Origin of the sequence: Allofrancisella frigidaquae, assembly GCF_012222825.1 — a bacterium.
GTDB lineage: Bacteria > Pseudomonadota > Gammaproteobacteria > Francisellales > Francisellaceae > Francisella > Francisella frigidaquae.
Map to the genome: position 1 here is coordinate 26,323 of NZ_CP038017.1, position 20,011 is coordinate 46,333.

Sequence of the window (20,011 nt, forward strand, 5' to 3'; positions counted from 1 at the left end):
TATATTTAATTATTTATTAGTAAAACTTTTTTAAAATTATTGTTTTTTATATAAAATAATTTAGCTATATTTTGAATTAATAAGGTTATAAAATTTATTGTAAATTGCTGGGTTTTGGCTTTTTTTATTTGACCTTATAGTACTATCGTAAAGTATTGATAAAGTTATATATATCATATAATATCTTAAGTCTTTTATTATATTCTAAGGTTAAAACTTGAGTAATAATATCGAGCTATTTTTACACTCATCTAATTATATATTGTTAGCAGCGGGTTTGATATTGCTTTTTGCAATAGTATCACAATATTTATCATGGAGACTTAAGCTTCCATCTATCCTTTTTCTGATCTTAAGTGGAATCATTCTTGGTCCAATATCTGAAGCGGCATTTCCTATGGGTTTTAAGTTAGTAGATGGTGATGTTATATTTGGGGAGGCCCTTTCGCCATTTGTCTCAATTTGTGTGTCAATTATATTATTTGAGGGAAGCTTATCACTTAATTTTAATAAAATAAAAAATGTTAGTAGAGTCGTTTTTTTATTGGTAACAGTAGGATTGGGTTTAACAGTAGTTTTTACAGCCTGGTTTTGCCATTATATTGTAGGCTTGAATATGGAATTGTCATTATTAATAGGAGGAGTTACTTGTGTAAGTGGCCCAACAGTTGTTCCTCCTTTAATGAGAGCTGTTCGTCCAAAGCGCCATATTGCAAATATCCTTAAATGGGAATCTATAATAGTAGATCCTATAGGCGCATTAGTTGTAGTTTTTATGCTCTCATGGTTTGTTATTGGTGGTGGTTTTTCTAGTGAGGTAAATAGTATAGGGCTATTTATTGCCTATATAATATTTGTTTGCGTACTTGGTGTTGTAATAGGTTTTATTGTAGGGTATCTAATAGGCGTTAGTTTTAAGAGGCACTATATCCCGGAGTATCTTAAAAGTTTCTTTGTTTTAGCAGTAGTTGTTGTTGGTTTTATTGTATCAGACAGCATCATGCATGGTGCTGGACTTTTGATGGTTACTGTAGCTGGTCTAGTTATGGCTAATATGAAAGACATTCGGATGTCTGATATAGTTTCTTTTAAGGAAAACCTTAGTATAGTGATTATATCTATACTTTTTATTGTACTTAGTGCAGAAATTGATTTTAGTTTAGTAATAGAATATTGGCTTTCTTTAATAGAAGTTTTTATTTTTTTACAGTTTGTATTACGTCCTTTAGTTGTTTACTTATGCACATTTCGTTCAAAAACCTCTTTAAGCGAAAGGTTTGTTATGGGAATGATATATCCACGTGGTATAGTAGCAGCTTCAGTAGCAGCATTAGCATCTGTTAAAATAATTAAAACGCAACCAGAGTTATATGATGAAGCTAACACATTAGTATTTTTTGTGTTTATGATCATCGTTTTTACAGTAATTTTTCAAAGTGTATTTGCGCCTTTTATTTCTAAGTTACTTAAGGTTACTGAACCAGAAGGTAAAGGCTTTTTAATTATCGGTGGAAATAGGTTTGCGCGTGAACTTGCCGAAGTTTTTGTTAAAAATGACATTGAGGTGTTGATCACAGATTCATCTTGGACAAATGTACAAAAATGTCGACAATTAGGATTAAATACTTATTATGGAAGCCCAGTGTCAGTCCATGCTGATTGGAGTATTAGCTTAGTTGGGATAGGTGCTATGTTAGGCTTATCTACCAGTGAATATGTAAATGCTGTTTCAGCAATGAAATATAAATATGAATTTGGTGCAAATAACACATATGTGCTAAGAGCATCGCAAAAAGAAAGTTATAAAGGTATAGGCTCTATAGAGACTAACTTAGCTACCTTACTATTTGATGAAGGAATAGACTTTAATGTATTAATTGAGAGACTAAATCAAGGAGCTAAAATTAGAAGCACTAATATAACTCCTAACTACACGCTAGAGAATTTTTTTGTCGACAATACTAATGCTATTCCTTTATTTACTATTGATAGTAATGGCTATGTTCAACCTTTTTTTAAGGATAAAAAGATTAAATCAGAAAGTTATAGTTTGGTATCATTAAAAGATGATAATAAAAACAAAGAGCAATTATGTCTAGGTGTATAAGAGCTTTTAATGGTAAGTATCCTGAAATTGTAGAGTCAGCATATATAGATGAATCAGCTGCTGTAATAGGTGATGTAGTTATAAAGGCAGAAGCTTCTATTTGGCCGCAAGTAAGTGTTAGAGGAGATCTGTTAAAAATAACGATAGGAAAATGTAGTAATGTTCAAGACTGCAGTACCTTGCACACTACGGAATATCCAAAAGACTCTGGTGAAGGTTATGATCTAAAAATAGGGGATTATGTGACTATAGGTCATGGGGTAGTATTACATGGTTGCCATATAGGGAATAACTCATTGATAGGTATGGGAGCTATAGTCTTAGATGGCGCTATTGTTGGTGAAAATGTTTTGGTTGGTGCTGGAAGTTTAGTCCCTCCCGGAAAACAGTTAGAATCAGGATACATGTATTTAGGTTCACCAGTAAAGAAAATCCGCCAGTTAAGTGAAAAAGAAAAACAAGATATTATAGAAAATGCAAATCATTATGTTACGATTAAAAATAGATATAAAGCAGAAATTTAAGTTTGCTACATTTTTTATATTATCGACTCTATTGGTCGCATGCTCTACTTTGGATACAAATACTATAGATGCACATAAAAAGTTTGATAGAGCTAAGTTAGATTCACAATTGCTAGATCTTGTTAAATGGCAAGTTAGTGGCGTGATAGGTATTATTTATAATAATAAAGCTGATTCTGCTAATTATACATATTCTCAAGATAAGGATAACTTTATTATGAGCCTCTATGGACCTTTAGGTGTTGGGAAAGTAGAGATTTCAGGTGACAAAAACAAGGTTATTTTAAAAAACAGCAAAGGTGAAATCCTTGAAGCTAAAGATGTTAAAACACTTATGTTAGATGAGTTGGGTTGGTATGTTCCATTAGATGGGTTAAAATATTGGATCAAAGCTATAGCTGTACCACAAACTCCGGCAAACTTAAAATTAAAAGCTAATAATCTAGCAGGAGAACTTTCGCAACAAGGTTGGAAAATAAGTTATCAAGGTTATGAGTTAATAGATCAAAAATATCCACTTCCAACAAAATTTAAGATGTCTAGAGGTGATATTTTACTAAAAGTAGTTATAAAATCATGGCGACTATAAAACCTAAAGCATACAACAGTTTCGCAAAGATAAACCTATTTTTGCATGTACTTAATAAGCGTGAAGATGGTTATCATAATTTACAAACTTGGTTTACTTTTGTGGATTTGAAAGATCAGCTAAAATTTAGTTTTAACAACTCAACTAACATAAATATAACAAGTGACGTTGCAATATCCTCAAGAGAGGATAATTTGATTTTTAAGGCAATTAAAACCTTTCAACAAACCTATGGTGTGCAACGTATTGGTGTTGATATTGATGTAGTTAAAAATATCCCAATGGGCGCGGGCCTAGGCGGTGGTAGTTCAAATGCAGCAACCACTCTTATTGCTATGCGTGATCACTATGCACCAGAGCTTAAAAATTCAGAAATGATAAGTTTGGCGGTAAAGCTTGGTGCAGATGTGCCAATTTTTTTATATGGTCGTTCTGCGTGGGCAGAGGGGGTTGGCGAAGTATTGTACCCAAAGGATTTTGATACTAAGTTTATACTGTTAGTTAAGCCAAATATTCATATTTGTACAAAGGAGTTTTTTAGTAGTAAAAAACTTGTTAAAAGTTCTAAACTACTGTCAAAAGACTTAGAATTTGATAGTGACATTATGCAAAATGCTTTTGAGAAAGTATTTTTCGCAAATTATCCAGAATTTGAGAGTTATCTTAAAAGTTTAGACGTTAATTTTAGAATGACAGGAACAGGCTCATGTTTTTATTTATTCTCAGATGATAAGGCACGATTGCAGCAACTTGCAACAAAAATCAATAAACCTCTTGACAAGTGGCTAGTTAAGACATTAAACTATGTCTACTAACTTTTAGGTTAGCTTCTGTTGGGCTATCGCCAAGCGGTAAGGCAACGGGTTTTGATCCCGTCATTCCCAGGTTCGAATCCTGGTAGCCCAGCCATAAAAATTCTTAATAAATTTCCGCTACAAATAATTTCTCTGATGTCTTGGTAAAATAATATATAATTAGATAATTATAGAATTGAACTAGTTAATATCAAAATTATGGAACATTATCATATCGGTACCTTAGGTCAAAAGTGGGGCGAGGTAGAAAAAAAACGGTGGTTAGCAGAACAAAAGATTAAGCGTTCTTACCATGAAGAAGTGGTTACTAAGATAAAAGAGCTAGTTAAAGACTTTGATATAGAAATATATGGCAAGTTAGAGTATTTAGTAGGTAAATATGACTTATATGCTATAAAAACAAAAAACTGGGATGATTCAAAGCCATATGTGTTAGTAACTGGTGGAGTGCATGGTTATGAGACAAGTGGCGTCCAAGGAGCTATTAACTTCGCGCAAACAAGAGCTTTAGAGTATTCAAAATATTTTAACATCATAATTTTACCGTGTATTAGTCCATGGGGTTATGAGACTATCAACCGTTGGAATCCAGATGCTGTAGATCCAAACCGTTCTTTTTATTTAGGTAGTGCCTCTCCAGAAGCTACTGAGGCTATGGAATATGTATTTTCTCTTGGTGTAGATATATCTATGCATATAGACTTACATGAGACTACAGATACCGATGATAGCCAGTTTAGACCAGCACTAGCTGCTAGAGATGCTATAGTGATTGATAAATGGGGTATAACAGATGGATTTTATCTAGTAGCGAACCAAAACAAATTAGAAAAAAATTTTCAAGAGTACATAATATCTGCTGTAGCTAAGGTTACCCATCTAGCAAAAATTGATGAGAAAGGACAAATCTCTGGGGAGATAGCAGTTGTTGATGGTTTAACACAATGTGATTCAGCAGGTTCAAAGCTTTGTATGTCATTTACTGATGCTAAATATACAACGACAACGGAAGTTTATCCAGATAGCCCTAAAACTAATCCTGATGAATGTATACAAGCACAGGTTGAAGCTGTAGTTGCAGCATTAGAATATTTAAAATTGTAAAATGCAAGATTGGAGTTAACGTATAATGCTAAGTGGTATAGTAAATGTCGCAGAATTTCTTATAAATATTGTTTTTGGTTTATATGCTTTTATTCTCTTATTTAGATTTTTTTTACAGTGGGTGAAAGCTGATTTTCATAACCCTATTTGCCAGCTAGTCATGCGAGCTACAAATATTATTATTCTTCCTGTCAGAAAGCTTGTGCCTGGGTTTTTTGGTTTAGATTGGTCATGTATAGTCGCTACGTATTTTGTTTTTATTGTACAGAATTTGCTTTTAGCTTTACTAAAGGGTTTTGATGTAAGCTTAGTATTTGTAGTTGCTAAACCAGTCCTAGATATAGTGTTTGCTGTTATAAATATGTACGTTTATTTAATAATAATAAGAGCTATCGCTAGTTGGTTTATTCACGGAGGATACAATCCTCTGTTTATAATAATATTTCAAGTTACAGAACCTTTACTAGCAAGAGCAAGAAAATTAATAAAACCTAGATCAGGTTTTGACTTTTCGCCTATTATTGTACTATTAAGTCTATTTTGTATCCAAATTTTCTTGCAAAGTGTGTTAGTACAGTTATTCTCTCTCGTAGGCTAGATGTATAAAATATCTGTATATATCCAACCTAACTCCTCAAAATCTGAAGTTTGTGGTGAACATAATGGTTCTTTAAAAATAAAAATATCGTCTCCTGCTGTAGATGGTAAAGCAAATAAAGCTGTGATAGATTTTTTATCAAAGCATTTTAATGTTAAAAAGAAAGATATAGCTATAGTTAAAGGTATAACATCTAGACACAAAATAATATCTCTAAATGTAGAGAAAATTCCAGATTTACTGGAAGAGTATCTAACTTCTGCTTAGAACCATTCTATAAGCTGAATCACCATCTTGATAGTAGTTTAAAATAGTTTTGTAAATAATAAAATTTAGTTTTTCATAAAGAGCTATAGCGTTTGAATTATTTACATTTACTTCAAGATATATATTTTTTGTTGAGTTAGTTATTAAATAGTTAAGTAAGCTTTTCCCAATACCCTTACCTTGGAATTTTTCATTTACAGCTAGAGAGTATATTCTTATACTTTTTTTGTATTCAAAGCAAAGTATATAGCCAGCTAACTGATCATTTACCTTAGCAACAAAAAATAGTTTCTGTTTTTTTATATTGTATTTAAATTGTCTTTTAGATATTTGATCACTATTAAAAATAGAATCCTCTAATTCTACAAGCGATTTTAAATCATTTAAGCTAGCTTTATAAATTTGCATAAGGTAGTTTCTTATAATTCATCCTATTTAGGAATTCTAACATTATAGTCGAATAAAGTTGCTCACCAATATAAGCATCCTCTATATCAGAATCAATAGATGGGTTATCGTTAATTTCTATAATTATAGGTTTACCATTGACTACTTTGATATCTATACCATATAAACTGTTACCAATAGTCTTTGCAGCTTTAATAGCAGTTTTTATTATAGATTTTTCAACTTGATGTATAGCAAAAGCTTCTGTACTACCATGTTGAGTAGATTTTTTACTGTGATTAGTTATTTGCCAGTGTCCTTTTGCCATATAATACTTACAAGCATAAATAGGCTTACTATTTAGTATACCTATACGCCAATCAAACTCTGTATAATAATATTTCTGAGCAATGATTATAGAAGATTGTTGAAACATATTTTCTAAAATTTCCTGTAATTCTTCAATAGTTGAAGCTTTATTTACACCTTTTGAGAATGATCCATCTGGGATTTTAAGTACTATTGGCAGGCTTAGCTCAGCAACCAATTCCTCTAAAGGTAAAGTATTATCTTTAAAAATTAATCGGGCTTCAGGAGTTGGTATTTTATTTTTGACTAGTAAATTATGTAGATAAACTTTATTTGTACAACAAATTATGGATTTTGTATCATCTATAACAACTAGGTTATTATCTTCAGCTTTTTTAGCAAATCTATAACTATAGTGATTAATAGAAGTTGTTGTTCTAATAAATAAACCATCATACTCAAGTAACTTCATATAGTCATCTTGGGTAATCATGTCTACATATATTCCTAATTGATTAGCAGCTCTTTTGAAGTTTTTTAATGCTTTAGGGTCACTAGGCGGAAGAATCTCATTGGGATCATGCAAAATAGCAAGATCATATTGATAAGTTTTTTTATTTCTCTTTTTACGCCAGACTTTCGTACTAAAATTATTTAGTGCTTCAGCAAATAGACTTTGCTCTTGGTCAGTTAATGAGCCTATATTAGCTATCTCTAGATTTCTGAAATGCCACGAAGAATCCCTTTTCTCTAGTTTTACTGATAGTAATGGGGCTGGGTACATTTCAAATATTTTTTTAGCTATTTTTTCAAATCCTTTTATATTCGTGGTTCCAAAAAAGATCATAATATCCAAGATATTGTTTTTAGTAATATGGTTAAGAGCATTATGATTTATTTTTAGAGCAAGTTCAGCAAGGTGTATTTCTTCAAAATGTTTTATGTTGTTAAGAGTTGTTACATTTGGGATTATTGTATCATTGTTAGCTTTGGCTAATAGGCAAGCATAATATCCTTGTTCTAAGTAAGCGATTTTTTCTGATAGATTGATTATATAGCTTGGCTTTTGACTTATGTTTTGTAGATATTTATCTATAGTTATTAAATTTTCTGTTGGATAGTAAGGTGACCAAGCTTTCTCATGGTCAATGAGTATTTTTAAAGATTTCATCTTGTCCTTAAATGTGAGATGGTCTGAAAAACAAAGTTATTATCCACTTTTTTCAAAAAAATACAACCCAAAAAGAAAGGAGTTTTTTTACACGTTAATATTAAAATAAAATTTTAAATATTGTAGTATTTAAATACCATTAAGTTAAAAAAAATTAAAGTGGTGTTTGTAGTTAGGTGGTTCTTTATCCTATTTATTTTATGCTGTCTAGTTTCGTGTAAACCATATCAAAATATAGAAAGTTATAAATATAATAGCAATGTTACCTTAAGTGGGGTTGTTAGCTCTATTCCACAAAGTAGCGAAAAAGAGCTAGAATTTACCTTTCATTCATATAATTATGGAACCCTTTTTTTAAAAGCCAGTAGGGAATACGCTCATTATTTAATTCCAGCTAATGAATTACAGTTACAGGTAAAATTATATAAACCTCATGAGTATAGTAACGTTAACTCTTTTAATTATACTCAGTATTTGGAGCATAATAATATAGTTGCTTTAGGTAAGTTGGTGCCAAATTCTGAGATAAAATTCCAAGGTACAGCTATCAGCTATTTGCCTGAACGGTTACGATACTATTTATATAACTATTTGCAAACGGATTTACAAAACTATAAGACAAGAGAGTTGATATTAGCCTTATTGATAGGCAAAAAAGATTTTAACCAAGAGCAACAAAATTTATTTTTAGAATCTGGAACATCACACTTGATGGTTATATCTGGCTTACATATAGGTTTATTAAGTTTTATAGCTTTTGTTATAGTTAGAGTTTTCTGGTCTTTTTCACCAACTTTATGTCGTAAGATTCCAGCACAATATGTAGCTGTATGCTTTTCATTAATTATAGCTTTTTTTTATAGTTTGCTTGCTGGTTTTAGTCTACCGACTCAAAGGGCTGTGGTTATGCTTTCTGTAGTAGCAATTTTATGGTTTTTTAAAAAAAGAGTTTCTATAACCAGATCACTTAGTATAGCTCTAGCTTTGATATTAATATTGGATTTTAATTCTATCCATAGTGCGAGTTTATGGCTAAGTTTTTCAGCAGTAGCATTTCTTATATTTCTTACTATTATTTTGCAGCAATATAAATCAAAGGTTTGGATAAGCTTGCTAAGTCAGAGTTATTTAGCCATTTTACTTATCCCTGTATCAGTATATTTTTTTGGCAGTTTTTCGTTAGTTTCGATTATAGCAAATATAGTTGCTATTCCATTAGTTAGCTTGTTAATCGTACCGTTATTATTTTTATGCTTGTTTTTATCAGTTATCGGCATTAAATTATGGATCATTCCTAGCTTTTTATTAGGCATCCTCAACTCATATTTGGAATTTTTAACTCATTATGTTCAGTTAATAGATTATGGAGGATATTTTTCTGCTATTAGCCTAACTATAGTCATGATTGGTTTAATTCTAGTTTTTTTACCTATAGGTAAGCCATTACGTTTGTTAGGATTTTCATTATGTTTAGTGTTCTTTCAACCTTTTGAAAATATAGCAAAAAAACATCAAAGCATTCAGATACACATATTTGATACAAAAGAAACTATGGTTTTGTTACAAGAGCATGATATAAGTTTACTTTATACGTCAAATAAAAATTTATCTAATAACTTTTCTCTACAAACTAATTTATTAAAATATTTAGAATTACAAGCAATAGATCATTTGGACTATTTAATAATCTCAGGAGATTCTAGTCATACTATAGACCTTTTTAATCTAAAAAAGCTAGTACCAGTAAATAAAATCATTACTAACATCGTTACAGACTTGCCTGTTCAAAAATGTGAATATCAAAATAACTTTTTACTAAAGCAAGTAAACGTTAAGCTTTTAGGAGATGATAGTAGTTGTTCTATTAGTTTTAAAGTTGGTAAAACTGAATTTTTAATACTAGATGATACTTCTATTAGCGTGCAACAAATGATTTATAAGTTATACAATCGTGTTATCAGTCCAAACACTATTATTTCAACAAAGATTCCTTATTCTAAGTTTATTAGTAGATTTAAACCAGAATTATTTATCTATATCTCAGATAAAAGTTTAGCTAGAGAAAATATTAGTTTATTTAGAAGTGGTAAAACTAAAATTATAGACACTTATAATAATGGAGCAGTAACAGTCAAAATTGATAAGCAAGGGAATATTTCTATAGGGAGTTTATTGAAAAATTATTAGACTGTTTTAACAAAAAGCAAAAACCCAACAAAACAATAATCCTTATATGGTACACTCTAGGTAATAAAAAGACGTGGAACTAAGAATGTTCACAAAAAAATTAACATTCACATATTTCATTTGTATCGTTTTGATTTTTAACGCTGGTTGGATAGATAGCGTAGTCTTATATAAATCCTTTGGTGCCAGTGTGGCAGCAATGACAGGTAACTATAGAATTTTAGGTCATAATATAGCAGACTACGATTGGCATTTTGCCTATGAAGTAACTGCTCTAGTGTTTGGCTTTATTATAGGGGCTGCTATAAATGGTATTATTATAAATACAGACCCTTACGTTATCTCAAAAAACCATACAAAATCTTTGGTTTTACAGAGTTTTGTTATGTTAACTGGAACTATTCTTATAGATGTTTTTATTCATCATCAAGTTATAGATGATCTTTTTCTTGCTATGGCTATGGGTATGCAAAATAGTTTTACGACCTTATTTTTTGGTAGTTTTGCACGAACGACTCATATGACTGGCACCACAACTGATTTAGGTATAGAAATAGGCAGAGCCTTAAAAGGATCAAGAAAAGACCTCTGGAAAATACCTTTCTTTTTAGTCTGTGTATTAGTTTTTATTTCAGGGAACGCGGCTGGGGTTTTCTGGGTTAGGGTTTTCGGAGAATATTTTACACTTATGCTTTTCCCTTCTGTATTATTACCGATTTTTGTAGGAGCTATTATCCTTTGGGTATATAGTATAAAGGTCAAGCAACATAACTCACAAATTACAGAATACGGAAGTTAATTAAATAACCATTTATCCACCTAAAGCCAGGTTTTTTTTAATCTTTATCTTTTATACAAGGAACTAGATTCATTTGTTTTAACTTTTCCCAAGACTCATTAGGACAATCTTTACTTTGTTGCTCTGGCATACAGTAGCCCTCCCAACCTCTATACTTTTGAGTTTTTAGGCAATTTTTAAAGTTTTTAACGCTTAAGTAAGCAGGTGTCCATGTAGCTGGATTTGAGCCAACTAGGTGACTACTTTGTGTAGGCTGACTAGCTTTTAGTATTTTAGTTCCATTGACACTTTCAGGAGTAGGCAGATAGTCCTTAGATATTTGTTTTGTAGCAATAACACTTGAATCTGACACTATGTTAATATTTGGCTGATTAATTGATGTATCTGCAAAGCTAAGAGTCGTGATAGTGATAGAAGCTAGACTCAAAAAAAATGTTTTTTTCATACATTAAATTTAGTATTTTGTTATTAGTTATATATAATATTTACTTTTTTATTAGTATTCAAGCGGTAGTTATTTACCTGAATGTCATTAAAGTATTAAGAAAGGTTATAAACTTGAGCAAATTTCTTTTCTAAATATTTTCTAAATATTGTGCAAACTTATTAAAACTATTTTCATTTTAATCTCAATCCTTCAAAGGTATTGCGTGATTATACTTTTGTTTAATCAATAATATATTCTTGAGAGTCTGAAGCTGATTTTGAATTTTTTTCATTTTTTAGTTTAGCCTGTTGTTTTCTTTCTGTAGATATTGTTCTTCTTAGTAATGTATCGTATATAGGTTTTTGGTGATGTATGTAGGTTAGCATAGAGGCACTAAAACAAGTAATCATAAGCGGAAGTAAAAGCTGGTAGTTCCAAGTCATTTCTATCACTAACACTATTCCTGTTAGCGGGGCTCCTACTGTTGCGGTAAATAAAGCGCTCATTCCTGCAACAGCAAAAACACCAGCATCTATATTATATTGTGGAAAAAAGGTGTTTACACTCATTCCATAAGCAAGTCCAAATATAGTTCCTAGAGCGATCATAGGTGCAAAAATCCCACCAGTAATTCCCGTACCATAAGAAAAAATTACTCCAATAAATCTTAGAGCAAATAATAGCAATAATATTTTCACTGGCAAGTTGTAATCTAGAGCATCTGCAATAACTATATATCCACCACCAACAGCATTTGGTGAAATTACAACACCGGCACCGAAAATTACACAGACACAAATTACCAAAGTCCAATACCTTTTACGCGAACCACCAGAAAAAAAATCAGCAACTTTTATGAGGATTTTATTAAATAATAACCCAAAGTAGCCAAAAAATATCCCTAAGATCATAAATAGCCAAAGGGTATCTTGGGGAACACTAGAAAAAGTCTCAATTCTAATAGCTGGTGGGTTACCCACGATAGATCTAGAAACAATAATACTTGCGATACATGCTATTAGTACACATTTTATAGCAGATACACTAAACCTAAATTTTCTATTCATCTCTTCAATTACAAAGATTATTCCAGATAGTGGTGTATTAAAAGCAGCAGCTAAGCCAGCCCCAGCACCAGCAGATACGACAGCATTGGCATATTTTTGCGTTAGTTTAAATTTATCTACAAAAACCTGGGCAATAGCTGCAGCAATATGTATAGAGGGTCCTTCTTTACCAACACTTAAACCTGATCCTAAAGATAATAAGCCGCTAAGAAATTTCACTGGAGCGACTCTTTTTCTGAGTTTACGACAACCTTTTAACGCTCCTTCAACTTCTTGTATACCACTACCCCCCGCTTCGGTAGCGAATTTTCTAATCAAGTATAAAGATAATATTACCATGGCTGTAGTGATTACTATTGAAACGGCAATTTGTAAATAGATATTGGCACCACAATAGCCAAATAGCATTTTTTTGAAATTAGCTATAAGGTTAAGTAGTAGCTCAAATGATGTTGCAACTAGTCCAATTATGATTCCCAAGAGTCCACCAGACAACACTAACACCCAAATATGTCTGTTATTTGTATAATATCTATCTAGTACTTTATTGCTCATAAGCTTTAAAACTAACTAGGTTGCACTTATAACAAATTATACATTTAAAAAAATATTTAAAAAGTAAAAATTTAAATTAATAGAAATTAAATTTTTAAGTTATATTTTTTGTGATCTGGTTTGCTAAGTCAGCAGATTTTTGTTTATCTCCCAGCATACCGAAGCGTATTTTAACTTCCGTGCTACGCTTATCAATGTCTTTTAGAGTTACGGAGATATCTTCAGAACTATCTTTGCCATTGATAGAAGCAGTAGTTTGTGCATACGATTGGCCATTTAAAGAGTATAAGCTGTTTGTTTGGAAGGTCTTAATCGTTGCATTATATACAGAGCGGATATCTTTGGGTATTTCAATTATATAATTGCCATTTATGTAGTATACGGTACCACCTGCTATTGCAGCAGAACCAACTAATATTGCTGCTAGTACACAGCTGTTAAGAGCAGTTGCTATTATAAAACCAAGTATTATTAGTTTAAATTTTTTTAACATTGTATATATACGCCAACATTAGTAAGGATATTAAGCTTTAGACTTATTTACGTTAGCTTGGATTTGATCCATTAGTGTAGAAGACATTGCCTGATCACCAAAAGTACCAAACTTAATAGTTACTTTAGACACATTGGCATTTAATTTTTCAATTTTAATGTAAAAATTATCGCTCTCTATTTTAGTGGCGCCATCAATTTCAGCAGTGTCATTATCTAGGTTCAAATCTTTAGAGACAAGTACAAAATCATTATTATCATTTATAGTTTTTAGCGCTGATTTGTAGACATCTTTATAATAACCCTCAATATTCATAGAGTATTTCCCTTCTACATATGCCACAGTGCCTCCACCAGCTGTGACAGCCGCCAATATACAGCTACTTAGTGTTAGTGTAAATATACATGCAAAGAAAGTAGAAAAACTTTTTTTAAGGTATACCATATACGCCCTTACTTTACATTTATTTAGCATTTTTCTGAATTTGATCCATTAACGTAGAAGACATTGCTTGATCACCAAAGGTACCAAATTTGATAGTAACCTTTGAAGCGTTATCAGTAATTTTATCTATTTGAACATAGAAGTCAGTAGAATCAGTTTTTGTGCTACCTTTTATCATTGCTTGTGTAGCAGTAATTGTTTTTGCAGTTATTACAAGGTCATTATTGTTTTGGATTGCTTCTAGCGCAGCATTATAAATTTTTGTAATACTTCCTTCCAGATTCATAGAATATTTTCCGTCAACGTAAGCAATTGTGCCAGCACCTGCAGCTGCGCCTAATAGCAGAACACAGCTATTTAGTAATAAAAATGATACACATAATAGTCCAACAGTAATTATCTTTTTAGCCTTCATAAGCTCTCCTAGTATTATAATAATGAATTAAAGTATCACTACCTTTTGACTTACGGTAGCCACACTTAGTTATAGCATATATTGTATTAGTTAACAAACAAAATTTGTTTTTGAGTTTATTGAGTAAGAGAAGATGATAAACATGATGCTCAAACGTTATTAATGTAGGATATGAAATAAATTATTTGTCTAGCTAAAAACACATTTTGGTTATATTATAATCATGATTTTTTAGGCTATTTATTTACAGGAATGTAACATCATATGAAAGAAAATAAAATTGGGCTTATAGGTTTAACAGCTATAGGGGTTGGGACTATGATTGGTTCAGGCTGGCTATTTAGTTCTTTTTACGCTGCTAAGATTGCAGGTCCAGCCGCCTACATTGCTTGGATAATTACTTCAATTATAATTTTAGTGTTAGGTTTAAGCCTTGCGGAGATTTCTTTTAACTACCCTAAAAGGGGGTTAATGGCTAGGCTTCTAGTCATTAGTCACAACAAAGATTTTGCTTTTATTTGCACTATAGCAACTTGGTTGGGACTAACAGCTGTGATAGCTACTGAGGCTGAAGGTAGTATTCAATATTTAGCTTCGCTGTCTGATACTGTGTCTACTTACTTATTTAATCCAGGTCATGGCTCTCTGACCCCTATAGGTCTTGGCCTAGCAGCTATAATTATATTTTTGTTTGGCTTAGTTAACTTTTGGGGTGTGAAGATACTTTCAAGTAGTAACGTTATTTTAACTACTATGAAGGTATTGATACCATTTATAACAGCTGTATCAATTATGGTGATCAGTTTTCACAGTAGTAACTTTACATCTGTCGGTGGTAATTATGCACCTTATGGAACATCATCAATATTCTCCGCTATGATTGGTGCTGGTATGGTTTATTCTTTTAATGGCTTTCAGAATATAGCATCTTTCTGTTCAGAGGCAAAAAACCCTAAAAGAGATATCGTTCTAGCAATGATATTTTCAGTACTGATTACATTGGTTGTTTATCTTATGCTTCAAACAGCTTTTATCGGAGCTCTTACAACAAATGATCTGCGTTATGGTTGGTCAGGGTTGGACTTCACGAGTCCTTTTGTGCAGTTGACTATGATGTTGAACTTAAATCTTATGACTATAGTGTTATATGTAGATGCAGTTATTTCACCTGCTGGGACTGGTATGATTTATACAGGTTCAACTACAAGAATGCTTACAGCTATGTCACAAGATCGCCAAGCACCTAAATTCTTTGATAAGATAACAAAATATAATTTTAGTAGACGCTCTCTTTATGCTACCGTTAGTTTGGCTATACTTTTTCTACTATTGTTTAGATCATGGTCGTCTTTAGTTTCATTTTTGTCATTATTTTACGTAATTTCGTATATGTCGATACCAATATGTTTAGGAAAGCTAAGAATTAATGGAATTAAAAGTAGGTTTGCCATTCCTTTTGCAAGCATAGTTTTACCAACTATGTTTGTATTTTTATCAATCCTTTTTACATTTTCAAAGTTTCCTAACACAGGATATGTTGTTGTGTTTGTGTTATCTTTATATATGCTGTATGTGGTCAAGCAGGCATCTCTTGATCAGGGTTTTTTCCCTATTTTTAAAAGATCTTTCCCTTTAATTCTTCATGTGGTTGTATTAGCCATACTATCTAGTTTATCTCCAAGCTACTATGGAGGCTTTGACATTTTAAATATATCAACATTCTATTTGTTAATAATCGTCTGGTCGTTACTGCTGTATTTCTATGTTGTACATATATATAGTAGTGTTCCAGAAAGTATCATTGAATGACTTCTTATAATATTATTCAGCCAAAAAATTCAATTTAAACGTTGACCTAAGCATCAAAGACATTATTAATTCAACAGTCTTACTCATATCTACAACTTAAAGTTAATGATTTTATTTAGGCAATTAATACGATTATTTAGATTTTCTATGTCTATATTATTAGAATCAAAAATATAGTTCAGAAAAGTTTGAAATTTTGGGGATTTAATTGTTCCTGACATTGAAATAAACTTTATAAGGCCCCTCATTATAAATGTCATACCAGAACTATTATTAACATTAATACTTCCACTATACTGGGTATAATCACTACCTTTATTAGCAAATAATTGAATTTCTTTAATTATTTGAGTAATAGCATCTTCAGGTAAAGTTGTACTATTTACAATAGACTCTGTTGATATTGAATTAATTTGCTCGCAGAAGCATTTAACTCGTTTATGACCACTATTTCCATGGCGATGAAAAATTCCATGATAAAAAGATTGTTCATAATTATTTAAATAATGAGCTAGCGTCTGAAATAAAATATTCTGTAGAAGAATAAACTCTTCTTGATATTCAGTCAATCCATCAATACTAGTATATGTTCTCACTACATTATCAAATTGCATATATTTTTTCTTAAAATCACGTGATGGTTCATCTTCAATTAAACCACTATAATTATGAACAACTCTTTTTATATCTGGATACTCTTCTCCATATCTAAATCTTCCTCTAAGCACAAGTCCAAGATTAGAAGATCTTGCCATAGAACTAGTGTCCTTCATCAAAAAGTGATTTTTGCTTACTTTTGTATATGGCCCATATGTTGCCATTTTATCTATGCTATAAATAACACATGTATTTTTGAATCCTTTATGGTGTAACTCATCCATTAACCATTGTGCAAATTCTATTGATTCGCATGCTATCATTTTAATAGTAATATGAGTTTTTTTATGATTGGGAATACCATTTGATAACAAATTAGCTATTTGATAACAATAAACACGACCATATGCATATTGATCCTCATTAGGGTATTTAATAATTTGTGATAAATATGTGTCTATTTTGTTTCCGTGACCATTTAAATAAATTATACTATTAGGTTCTATATATTGAAGCTCTTTTAATACTGCGTTATTAGCAAATTCAATATTACTTAGAGTTTTATGTATTCGCCAATCATTAGATGGAAGATCATTATTTTCCGCATATAAATAGTTTATACGAACAAAGGGTATATCCTTATCAAATAATGCTTTTCTAGGTCTATTATCATACATCCTTATCTTATACTCTCTATCTAGGCTCTTATCCTTTTGAACAAAATAACTTTTACAGTGTTGACCATATAAAATTAATGATTGCTCCGCTGCAAATGATATGTATAATGCTTTACGATATTTTGACATTTATAATTATAAATTGCTAATTGATAGCAAAGTATAGTGTTTATATTTTTATATTCAAGACTGTTGATTTAATGTCCCAAACTTTGATTAGATTCTGTAAAATACAGATATCGAAGATATTTGTATTTTAGTAATTATGGATTTTTTCTTTTTAGGTATAGAAGAGTCATTAGGTAAGGATAATAAGTTTGTAAAATTAAATAGTCTTTTAGACTTTAATTACTTCAGAAAGGCTTTAAAAGGTATATACGTTCAAGATAGTAATAATCGAGGCAGACCGAGTTACGATAGCGTGATGATGTTTAAGTTGTTGTTACTTGGCCAATGTATAGCCTAAGTGATAGAGAGCTATCCGATAGTTTAAGATTGCGTTTAGATTTTTTATATTTCACAGGTTTTACTCCTACAGGTGATTTACCAGATTATAGTAGTATCTGTAAATTTAGAAACCTACTAATTCGTAAGAACAAGCTACCAATATTGCTAGATAATTTGAATCAACAGCTGACAGATTTAGGTTTAAATATATCTTATGCTAAAGGAGCAATAATAGATGCTACTCTTGTTGAATCCGCTGGTAGGCCTGAAAAATATATAGATAACCCACCAGAATCTTTAGTCTTGTAATTTAATAAGCAAAATAAAAAATAACATTTTTCGGCTCATAGGAACAGAACTTCTTAAAGAAAAGGTTGTATGCGGGTTGAATTTTATACCACCTAATTTATTAAGTTTAAAAAAATTTTTCTGAGTTGCAAATGAATTTTTTCATAAACAAATATATTTGCCTAAAAAACCGTAAAAAACTTTAAAAATTTTAGAAAAATCTCTTGCGTTGAGAGATGTAGGTGTGTATTATATGTCTTCACTGGCTGACGGGTGATGTTAGCGGTAGAGAGGGTTTAGGCCTGAAAGATATTTAAGAGATATATTATATACAAACACTTTGTTGATGAATTTGAGTTTAGTAATTGAGTCAAGAAATAGATTAAACTGAAGAGTTTGATCCTGGCTCAGATTGAACGCTGGTGGTATGCTTAACACATGCAAGTCGAACGGTAGCAGGTCTTCGGATGCTGACGAGTGGCGGACGGGTGAGTAACGCGTAGGAATTTACCCATTTGAGGGGGATACCAGTTGGAAACGACTGTTAATACCGCATAATATCTGAGGATTAAAGGTGGCAACTTGTTGCTGTCGCGAATGGATGAGCCTGCGTTGGATTAGCTAGTTGGTAGGGTAAGGGCCTACCAAGGCGACGATCCATAGCTGATTTGAGAGGATGATCAGCCACATTGGGACTGAGACACGGCCCAAACTCCTACGGGAGGCAGCAGTGGGGAATATTGGACAATGGAGGAAACTCTGATCCAGCAATACCATGTGTGTGAAGAAGGCCTTAGGGTTGTAAAGCACTTTAGTTAGGGAGGAAGGTCTGTTAGTTAATAGCTAATGGAATTGACGTTACCTGAAGAATAAGCACCGGCTAACTCCGTGCCAGCAGCCGCGGTAATACGGGGGGTGCAAGCGTTAATCGGAATTACTGGGCGTAAAGGGTCTGTAGGTGGTTTGATAAGTCAGATGTGAAAGCCCAGGGCTCAACCTTGGAACTGCATTTGATACTGTCAAACTAGAGTATGGTAGAGGAATGGGGAATTTCTGGTGTAGCGGTGAAATGCGTAGAGATCAGAAGGAACACCGATGGCGAAGGCAACATTCTGGACTAATACTGACACTGAGGGACGAAAGCGTGGGGATCAAACAGGATTAGATACCCTGGTAGTCCACGCTGTAAACGATGAGTACTAGCTGTTAGGTTCGGTGTAAAGGGCCTAGTGGCGTAGCTAACGCGATAAGTACTCCGCCTGGGGACTACGGCCGCAAGGCTAAAACTCAAAGGAATTGACGGGGACCCGCACAAGCGGTGGAGCATGTGGTTTAATTCGATGCAACGCGAAGAACCTTACCTGGTCTTGACATCCACAGAACTTTTCAGAGATGAATTGGTGCCTTCGGGAACTGTGTGACAGGTGCTGCACGGCTGTCGTCAGCTCGTGTTGTGAAATGTTGGGTTAAGTCCCGCAACGAGCGCAACCCCTATTGATAGTTACCATCATTAAGTTGGGTACTCTATTGAGACTGCCGCTGACAAGGCGGAGGAAGGTGGGGACGACGTCAAGTCATCATGGCCCTTACGACCAGGGCTACACACGTGCTACAATGGGTATTACAGAGGGCTGCCAAACCGCGAGGTGGAGCGAAACTCAGAAAGGTACTCTTAGTCCGGATTGTTCTCTGCAACTCGAGAGCATGAAGTCGGAATCGCTAGTAATCGCGAATCAGAATGTCGCGGTGAATACGTTCCCGGGTCTTGTACACACCGCCCGTCACACCATGGGAGTGGGTTGCTCCAGAAGTAGATAGCTTAACGAATGGGCGTTTACCACGGAGTGATTCATGACTAGGGTGAAGTCGTAACAAGGTAGCCGTAGGGGAACCTGCGGCTGGATCACCTCCTTAAAGGAAATACGAAAAGAATAA

The 20,011-nt window shown here is 32.6% G+C and carries 18 protein-coding genes, 1 tRNA gene, 1 rRNA gene and 1 pseudogene; 13 read left to right on the forward strand and 8 right to left on the reverse strand.

Annotated features, from left to right (window positions below):
- Positions 1 to 217: 217 nt before the first annotated feature.
- The 8 genes from E3E15_RS00100 (at position 218) to E3E15_RS00135 (ending at position 6,004) form a co-directional block, all read left to right on the forward strand.
- Positions 218 to 2,107, forward strand: a complete 1,890-nt coding sequence (locus E3E15_RS00100) for a cation:proton antiporter (RefSeq protein ID WP_172106142.1) — start codon at positions 218 to 220, stop codon at positions 2,105 to 2,107.
- Entirely contained in the window at positions 2,092 to 2,631 is a 540-nt protein-coding gene (locus tag E3E15_RS00105) for a gamma carbonic anhydrase family protein (protein WP_035720601.1), read from the forward strand. The genes E3E15_RS00100 and E3E15_RS00105 overlap by 16 nt, the downstream gene beginning before the upstream one ends.
- Positions 2,594 to 3,220: a lipoprotein insertase outer membrane protein LolB gene (gene lolB, locus E3E15_RS00110; RefSeq protein ID WP_245313662.1), complete on the forward strand. Its 627-nt coding sequence runs from the start codon at positions 2,594 to 2,596 to the stop codon at positions 3,218 to 3,220. Before E3E15_RS00105 ends, lolB begins: the two co-directional genes overlap by 38 nt.
- Positions 3,208 to 4,035, forward strand: a complete 828-nt coding sequence (gene ispE, locus E3E15_RS00115; RefSeq protein ID WP_035720603.1) for a 4-(cytidine 5'-diphospho)-2-C-methyl-D-erythritol kinase — start codon at positions 3,208 to 3,210, stop codon at positions 4,033 to 4,035. Before lolB ends, ispE begins: the two co-directional genes overlap by 13 nt.
- Positions 4,036 to 4,054: 19 nt before the next feature.
- A tRNA-Gln gene (locus tag E3E15_RS00120) sits at positions 4,055 to 4,129 on the forward strand.
- 101 nt (positions 4,130 to 4,230) lie between these two features.
- Positions 4,231 to 5,139 (forward strand): M14 family metallopeptidase, encoded by a 909-nt coding sequence (locus E3E15_RS00125; RefSeq protein ID WP_209451687.1) that lies wholly within the window; start codon positions 4,231 to 4,233, stop codon positions 5,137 to 5,139.
- 25 nt (positions 5,140 to 5,164) lie between these two features.
- Positions 5,165 to 5,737: a YggT family protein gene (locus tag E3E15_RS00130; RefSeq protein ID WP_172106144.1), complete on the forward strand. Its 573-nt coding sequence runs from the start codon at positions 5,165 to 5,167 to the stop codon at positions 5,735 to 5,737.
- Positions 5,738 to 6,004, forward strand: a complete 267-nt coding sequence (locus E3E15_RS00135; RefSeq protein WP_172106145.1) for a DUF167 domain-containing protein — start codon at positions 5,738 to 5,740, stop codon at positions 6,002 to 6,004.
- Here the strand turns inward: E3E15_RS00135 and E3E15_RS00140 are convergent.
- Positions 5,990 to 6,412, reverse strand: a complete 423-nt coding sequence (locus E3E15_RS00140; protein ID WP_172106146.1) for a GNAT family N-acetyltransferase — start codon at positions 6,410 to 6,412, stop codon at positions 5,990 to 5,992. The genes E3E15_RS00135 and E3E15_RS00140 overlap by 15 nt on opposite strands.
- Complete coding sequence (locus E3E15_RS00145; RefSeq protein ID WP_035720608.1) at positions 6,399 to 7,871, reverse strand: RimK family protein; 1,473 nt, start codon at positions 7,869 to 7,871, stop codon at positions 6,399 to 6,401. The genes E3E15_RS00140 and E3E15_RS00145 overlap by 14 nt, the downstream gene beginning before the upstream one ends.
- A 159-nt stretch (positions 7,872 to 8,030) precedes the next feature.
- On the opposite strand from E3E15_RS00145, the gene E3E15_RS00150 reads away from it, so the two are divergent.
- On the forward strand, positions 8,031 to 10,058 hold the full coding sequence (locus E3E15_RS00150; RefSeq protein WP_245313663.1) for a ComEC/Rec2 family competence protein: 2,028 nt from the start codon (positions 8,031 to 8,033) through the stop codon (positions 10,056 to 10,058).
- Positions 10,059 to 10,143: 85 nt separating this feature from the next.
- A complete protein-coding gene (locus E3E15_RS00155; protein WP_172106147.1) occupies positions 10,144 to 10,857 on the forward strand; it encodes a YoaK family protein in 714 nt (237 codons plus the stop codon).
- 37 nt (positions 10,858 to 10,894) lie between these two features.
- Here the strand turns inward: E3E15_RS00155 and E3E15_RS00160 are convergent, their stop codons facing one another.
- The 5 genes from E3E15_RS00160 to E3E15_RS00180 form a co-directional block, all read right to left on the reverse strand.
- A complete protein-coding gene (locus E3E15_RS00160; RefSeq protein ID WP_172106148.1) occupies positions 10,895 to 11,302 on the reverse strand; it encodes a hypothetical protein in 408 nt (135 codons plus the stop codon).
- A 221-nt stretch (positions 11,303 to 11,523) separates the two neighbouring features.
- Entirely contained in the window at positions 11,524 to 12,906 is a 1,383-nt protein-coding gene (gene clcA, locus E3E15_RS00165; protein ID WP_172106149.1) for a H(+)/Cl(-) exchange transporter ClcA, read from the reverse strand.
- 94 nt (positions 12,907 to 13,000) lie between these two features.
- The gene (locus tag E3E15_RS00170) at positions 13,001 to 13,399 is read right to left on the reverse strand and encodes a DUF3568 family protein (protein WP_172106150.1); all 399 of its coding nucleotides are present in this window, start codon (positions 13,397 to 13,399) and stop codon (positions 13,001 to 13,003) included.
- A 30-nt stretch (positions 13,400 to 13,429) separates the two neighbouring features.
- Positions 13,430 to 13,843: a DUF3568 domain-containing protein gene (locus E3E15_RS00175; RefSeq protein WP_035720619.1), complete on the reverse strand. Its 414-nt coding sequence runs from the start codon at positions 13,841 to 13,843 to the stop codon at positions 13,430 to 13,432.
- A gap of 19 nt (positions 13,844 to 13,862) precedes the next feature.
- A complete protein-coding gene (locus tag E3E15_RS00180) occupies positions 13,863 to 14,258 on the reverse strand; it encodes a DUF3568 family protein (RefSeq protein WP_035720612.1) in 396 nt (131 codons plus the stop codon).
- Between the two features lie 264 nt (positions 14,259 to 14,522).
- Between E3E15_RS00180 and E3E15_RS00185 the strand changes: the two genes are divergently transcribed.
- Positions 14,523 to 16,067 carry an APC family permease gene (locus E3E15_RS00185; RefSeq protein ID WP_172106151.1) on the forward strand — a complete coding sequence of 515 codons (1,545 nt, stop codon included), beginning with the start codon at positions 14,523 to 14,525 and terminating at the stop codon, positions 16,065 to 16,067.
- 89 nt (positions 16,068 to 16,156) lie between these two features.
- Here E3E15_RS00185 and E3E15_RS00190 read toward each other — a convergent pair whose 3' ends face one another.
- A complete protein-coding gene (locus E3E15_RS00190; RefSeq protein ID WP_172106152.1) occupies positions 16,157 to 17,470 on the reverse strand; it encodes a hypothetical protein in 1,314 nt (437 codons plus the stop codon).
- A 136-nt stretch (positions 17,471 to 17,606) separates the two neighbouring features.
- On the opposite strand from E3E15_RS00190, the pseudogene E3E15_RS08020 reads away from it, so the two are divergent.
- Both E3E15_RS08020 and E3E15_RS00200 read left to right on the forward strand, forming a co-directional pair.
- Positions 17,607 to 18,097 (forward strand): annotated as a pseudogene (locus E3E15_RS08020) (transposase).
- A gap of 363 nt (positions 18,098 to 18,460) precedes the next feature.
- Positions 18,461 to 19,990: ribosomal RNA gene (locus tag E3E15_RS00200) — 16S ribosomal RNA — on the forward strand.
- The last annotated feature ends 21 nt before the right edge of the window (positions 19,991 to 20,011 follow it).

Excerpts from the sequence above, each read along its gene's own strand:
- E3E15_RS00105 (WP_035720601.1), top strand. The coding sequence starts at position 2,092 with ATGTCTAGGTGTATAAGAGCTTTTAATGGTAAGTATCCTGAAATTGTA.
- lolB (WP_245313662.1), top strand. The coding sequence starts at position 2,594 with ATGTTACGATTAAAAATAGATATAAAGCAGAAATTTAAGTTTGCTACA.
- ispE (WP_035720603.1), top strand. The coding sequence starts at position 3,208 with ATGGCGACTATAAAACCTAAAGCATACAACAGTTTCGCAAAGATAAAC.
- E3E15_RS00130 (WP_172106144.1), top strand. The coding sequence starts at position 5,165 with ATGCTAAGTGGTATAGTAAATGTCGCAGAATTTCTTATAAATATTGTT.
- E3E15_RS00135 (WP_172106145.1), top strand. The coding sequence starts at position 5,738 with ATGTATAAAATATCTGTATATATCCAACCTAACTCCTCAAAATCTGAA.
- E3E15_RS00140 (WP_172106146.1), bottom strand. The coding sequence starts at position 6,412 with ATGCAAATTTATAAAGCTAGCTTAAATGATTTAAAATCGCTTGTAGAA.
- E3E15_RS00145 (WP_035720608.1), bottom strand. The coding sequence starts at position 7,871 with ATGAAATCTTTAAAAATACTCATTGACCATGAGAAAGCTTGGTCACCT.
- E3E15_RS00155 (WP_172106147.1), top strand. The coding sequence starts at position 10,144 with ATGTTCACAAAAAAATTAACATTCACATATTTCATTTGTATCGTTTTG.
- E3E15_RS00160 (WP_172106148.1), bottom strand. The coding sequence starts at position 11,302 with ATGAAAAAAACATTTTTTTTGAGTCTAGCTTCTATCACTATCACGACT.
- clcA (WP_172106149.1), bottom strand. The coding sequence starts at position 12,906 with ATGAGCAATAAAGTACTAGATAGATATTATACAAATAACAGACATATT.
- E3E15_RS00170 (WP_172106150.1), bottom strand. The coding sequence starts at position 13,399 with ATGTTAAAAAAATTTAAACTAATAATACTTGGTTTTATAATAGCAACT.
- E3E15_RS00175 (WP_035720619.1), bottom strand. The coding sequence starts at position 13,843 with ATGGTATACCTTAAAAAAAGTTTTTCTACTTTCTTTGCATGTATATTT.
- E3E15_RS00180 (WP_035720612.1), bottom strand. The coding sequence starts at position 14,258 with ATGAAGGCTAAAAAGATAATTACTGTTGGACTATTATGTGTATCATTT.
- E3E15_RS00185 (WP_172106151.1), top strand. The coding sequence starts at position 14,523 with ATGAAAGAAAATAAAATTGGGCTTATAGGTTTAACAGCTATAGGGGTT.
- E3E15_RS00190 (WP_172106152.1), bottom strand. The coding sequence starts at position 17,470 with ATGTCAAAATATCGTAAAGCATTATACATATCATTTGCAGCGGAGCAA.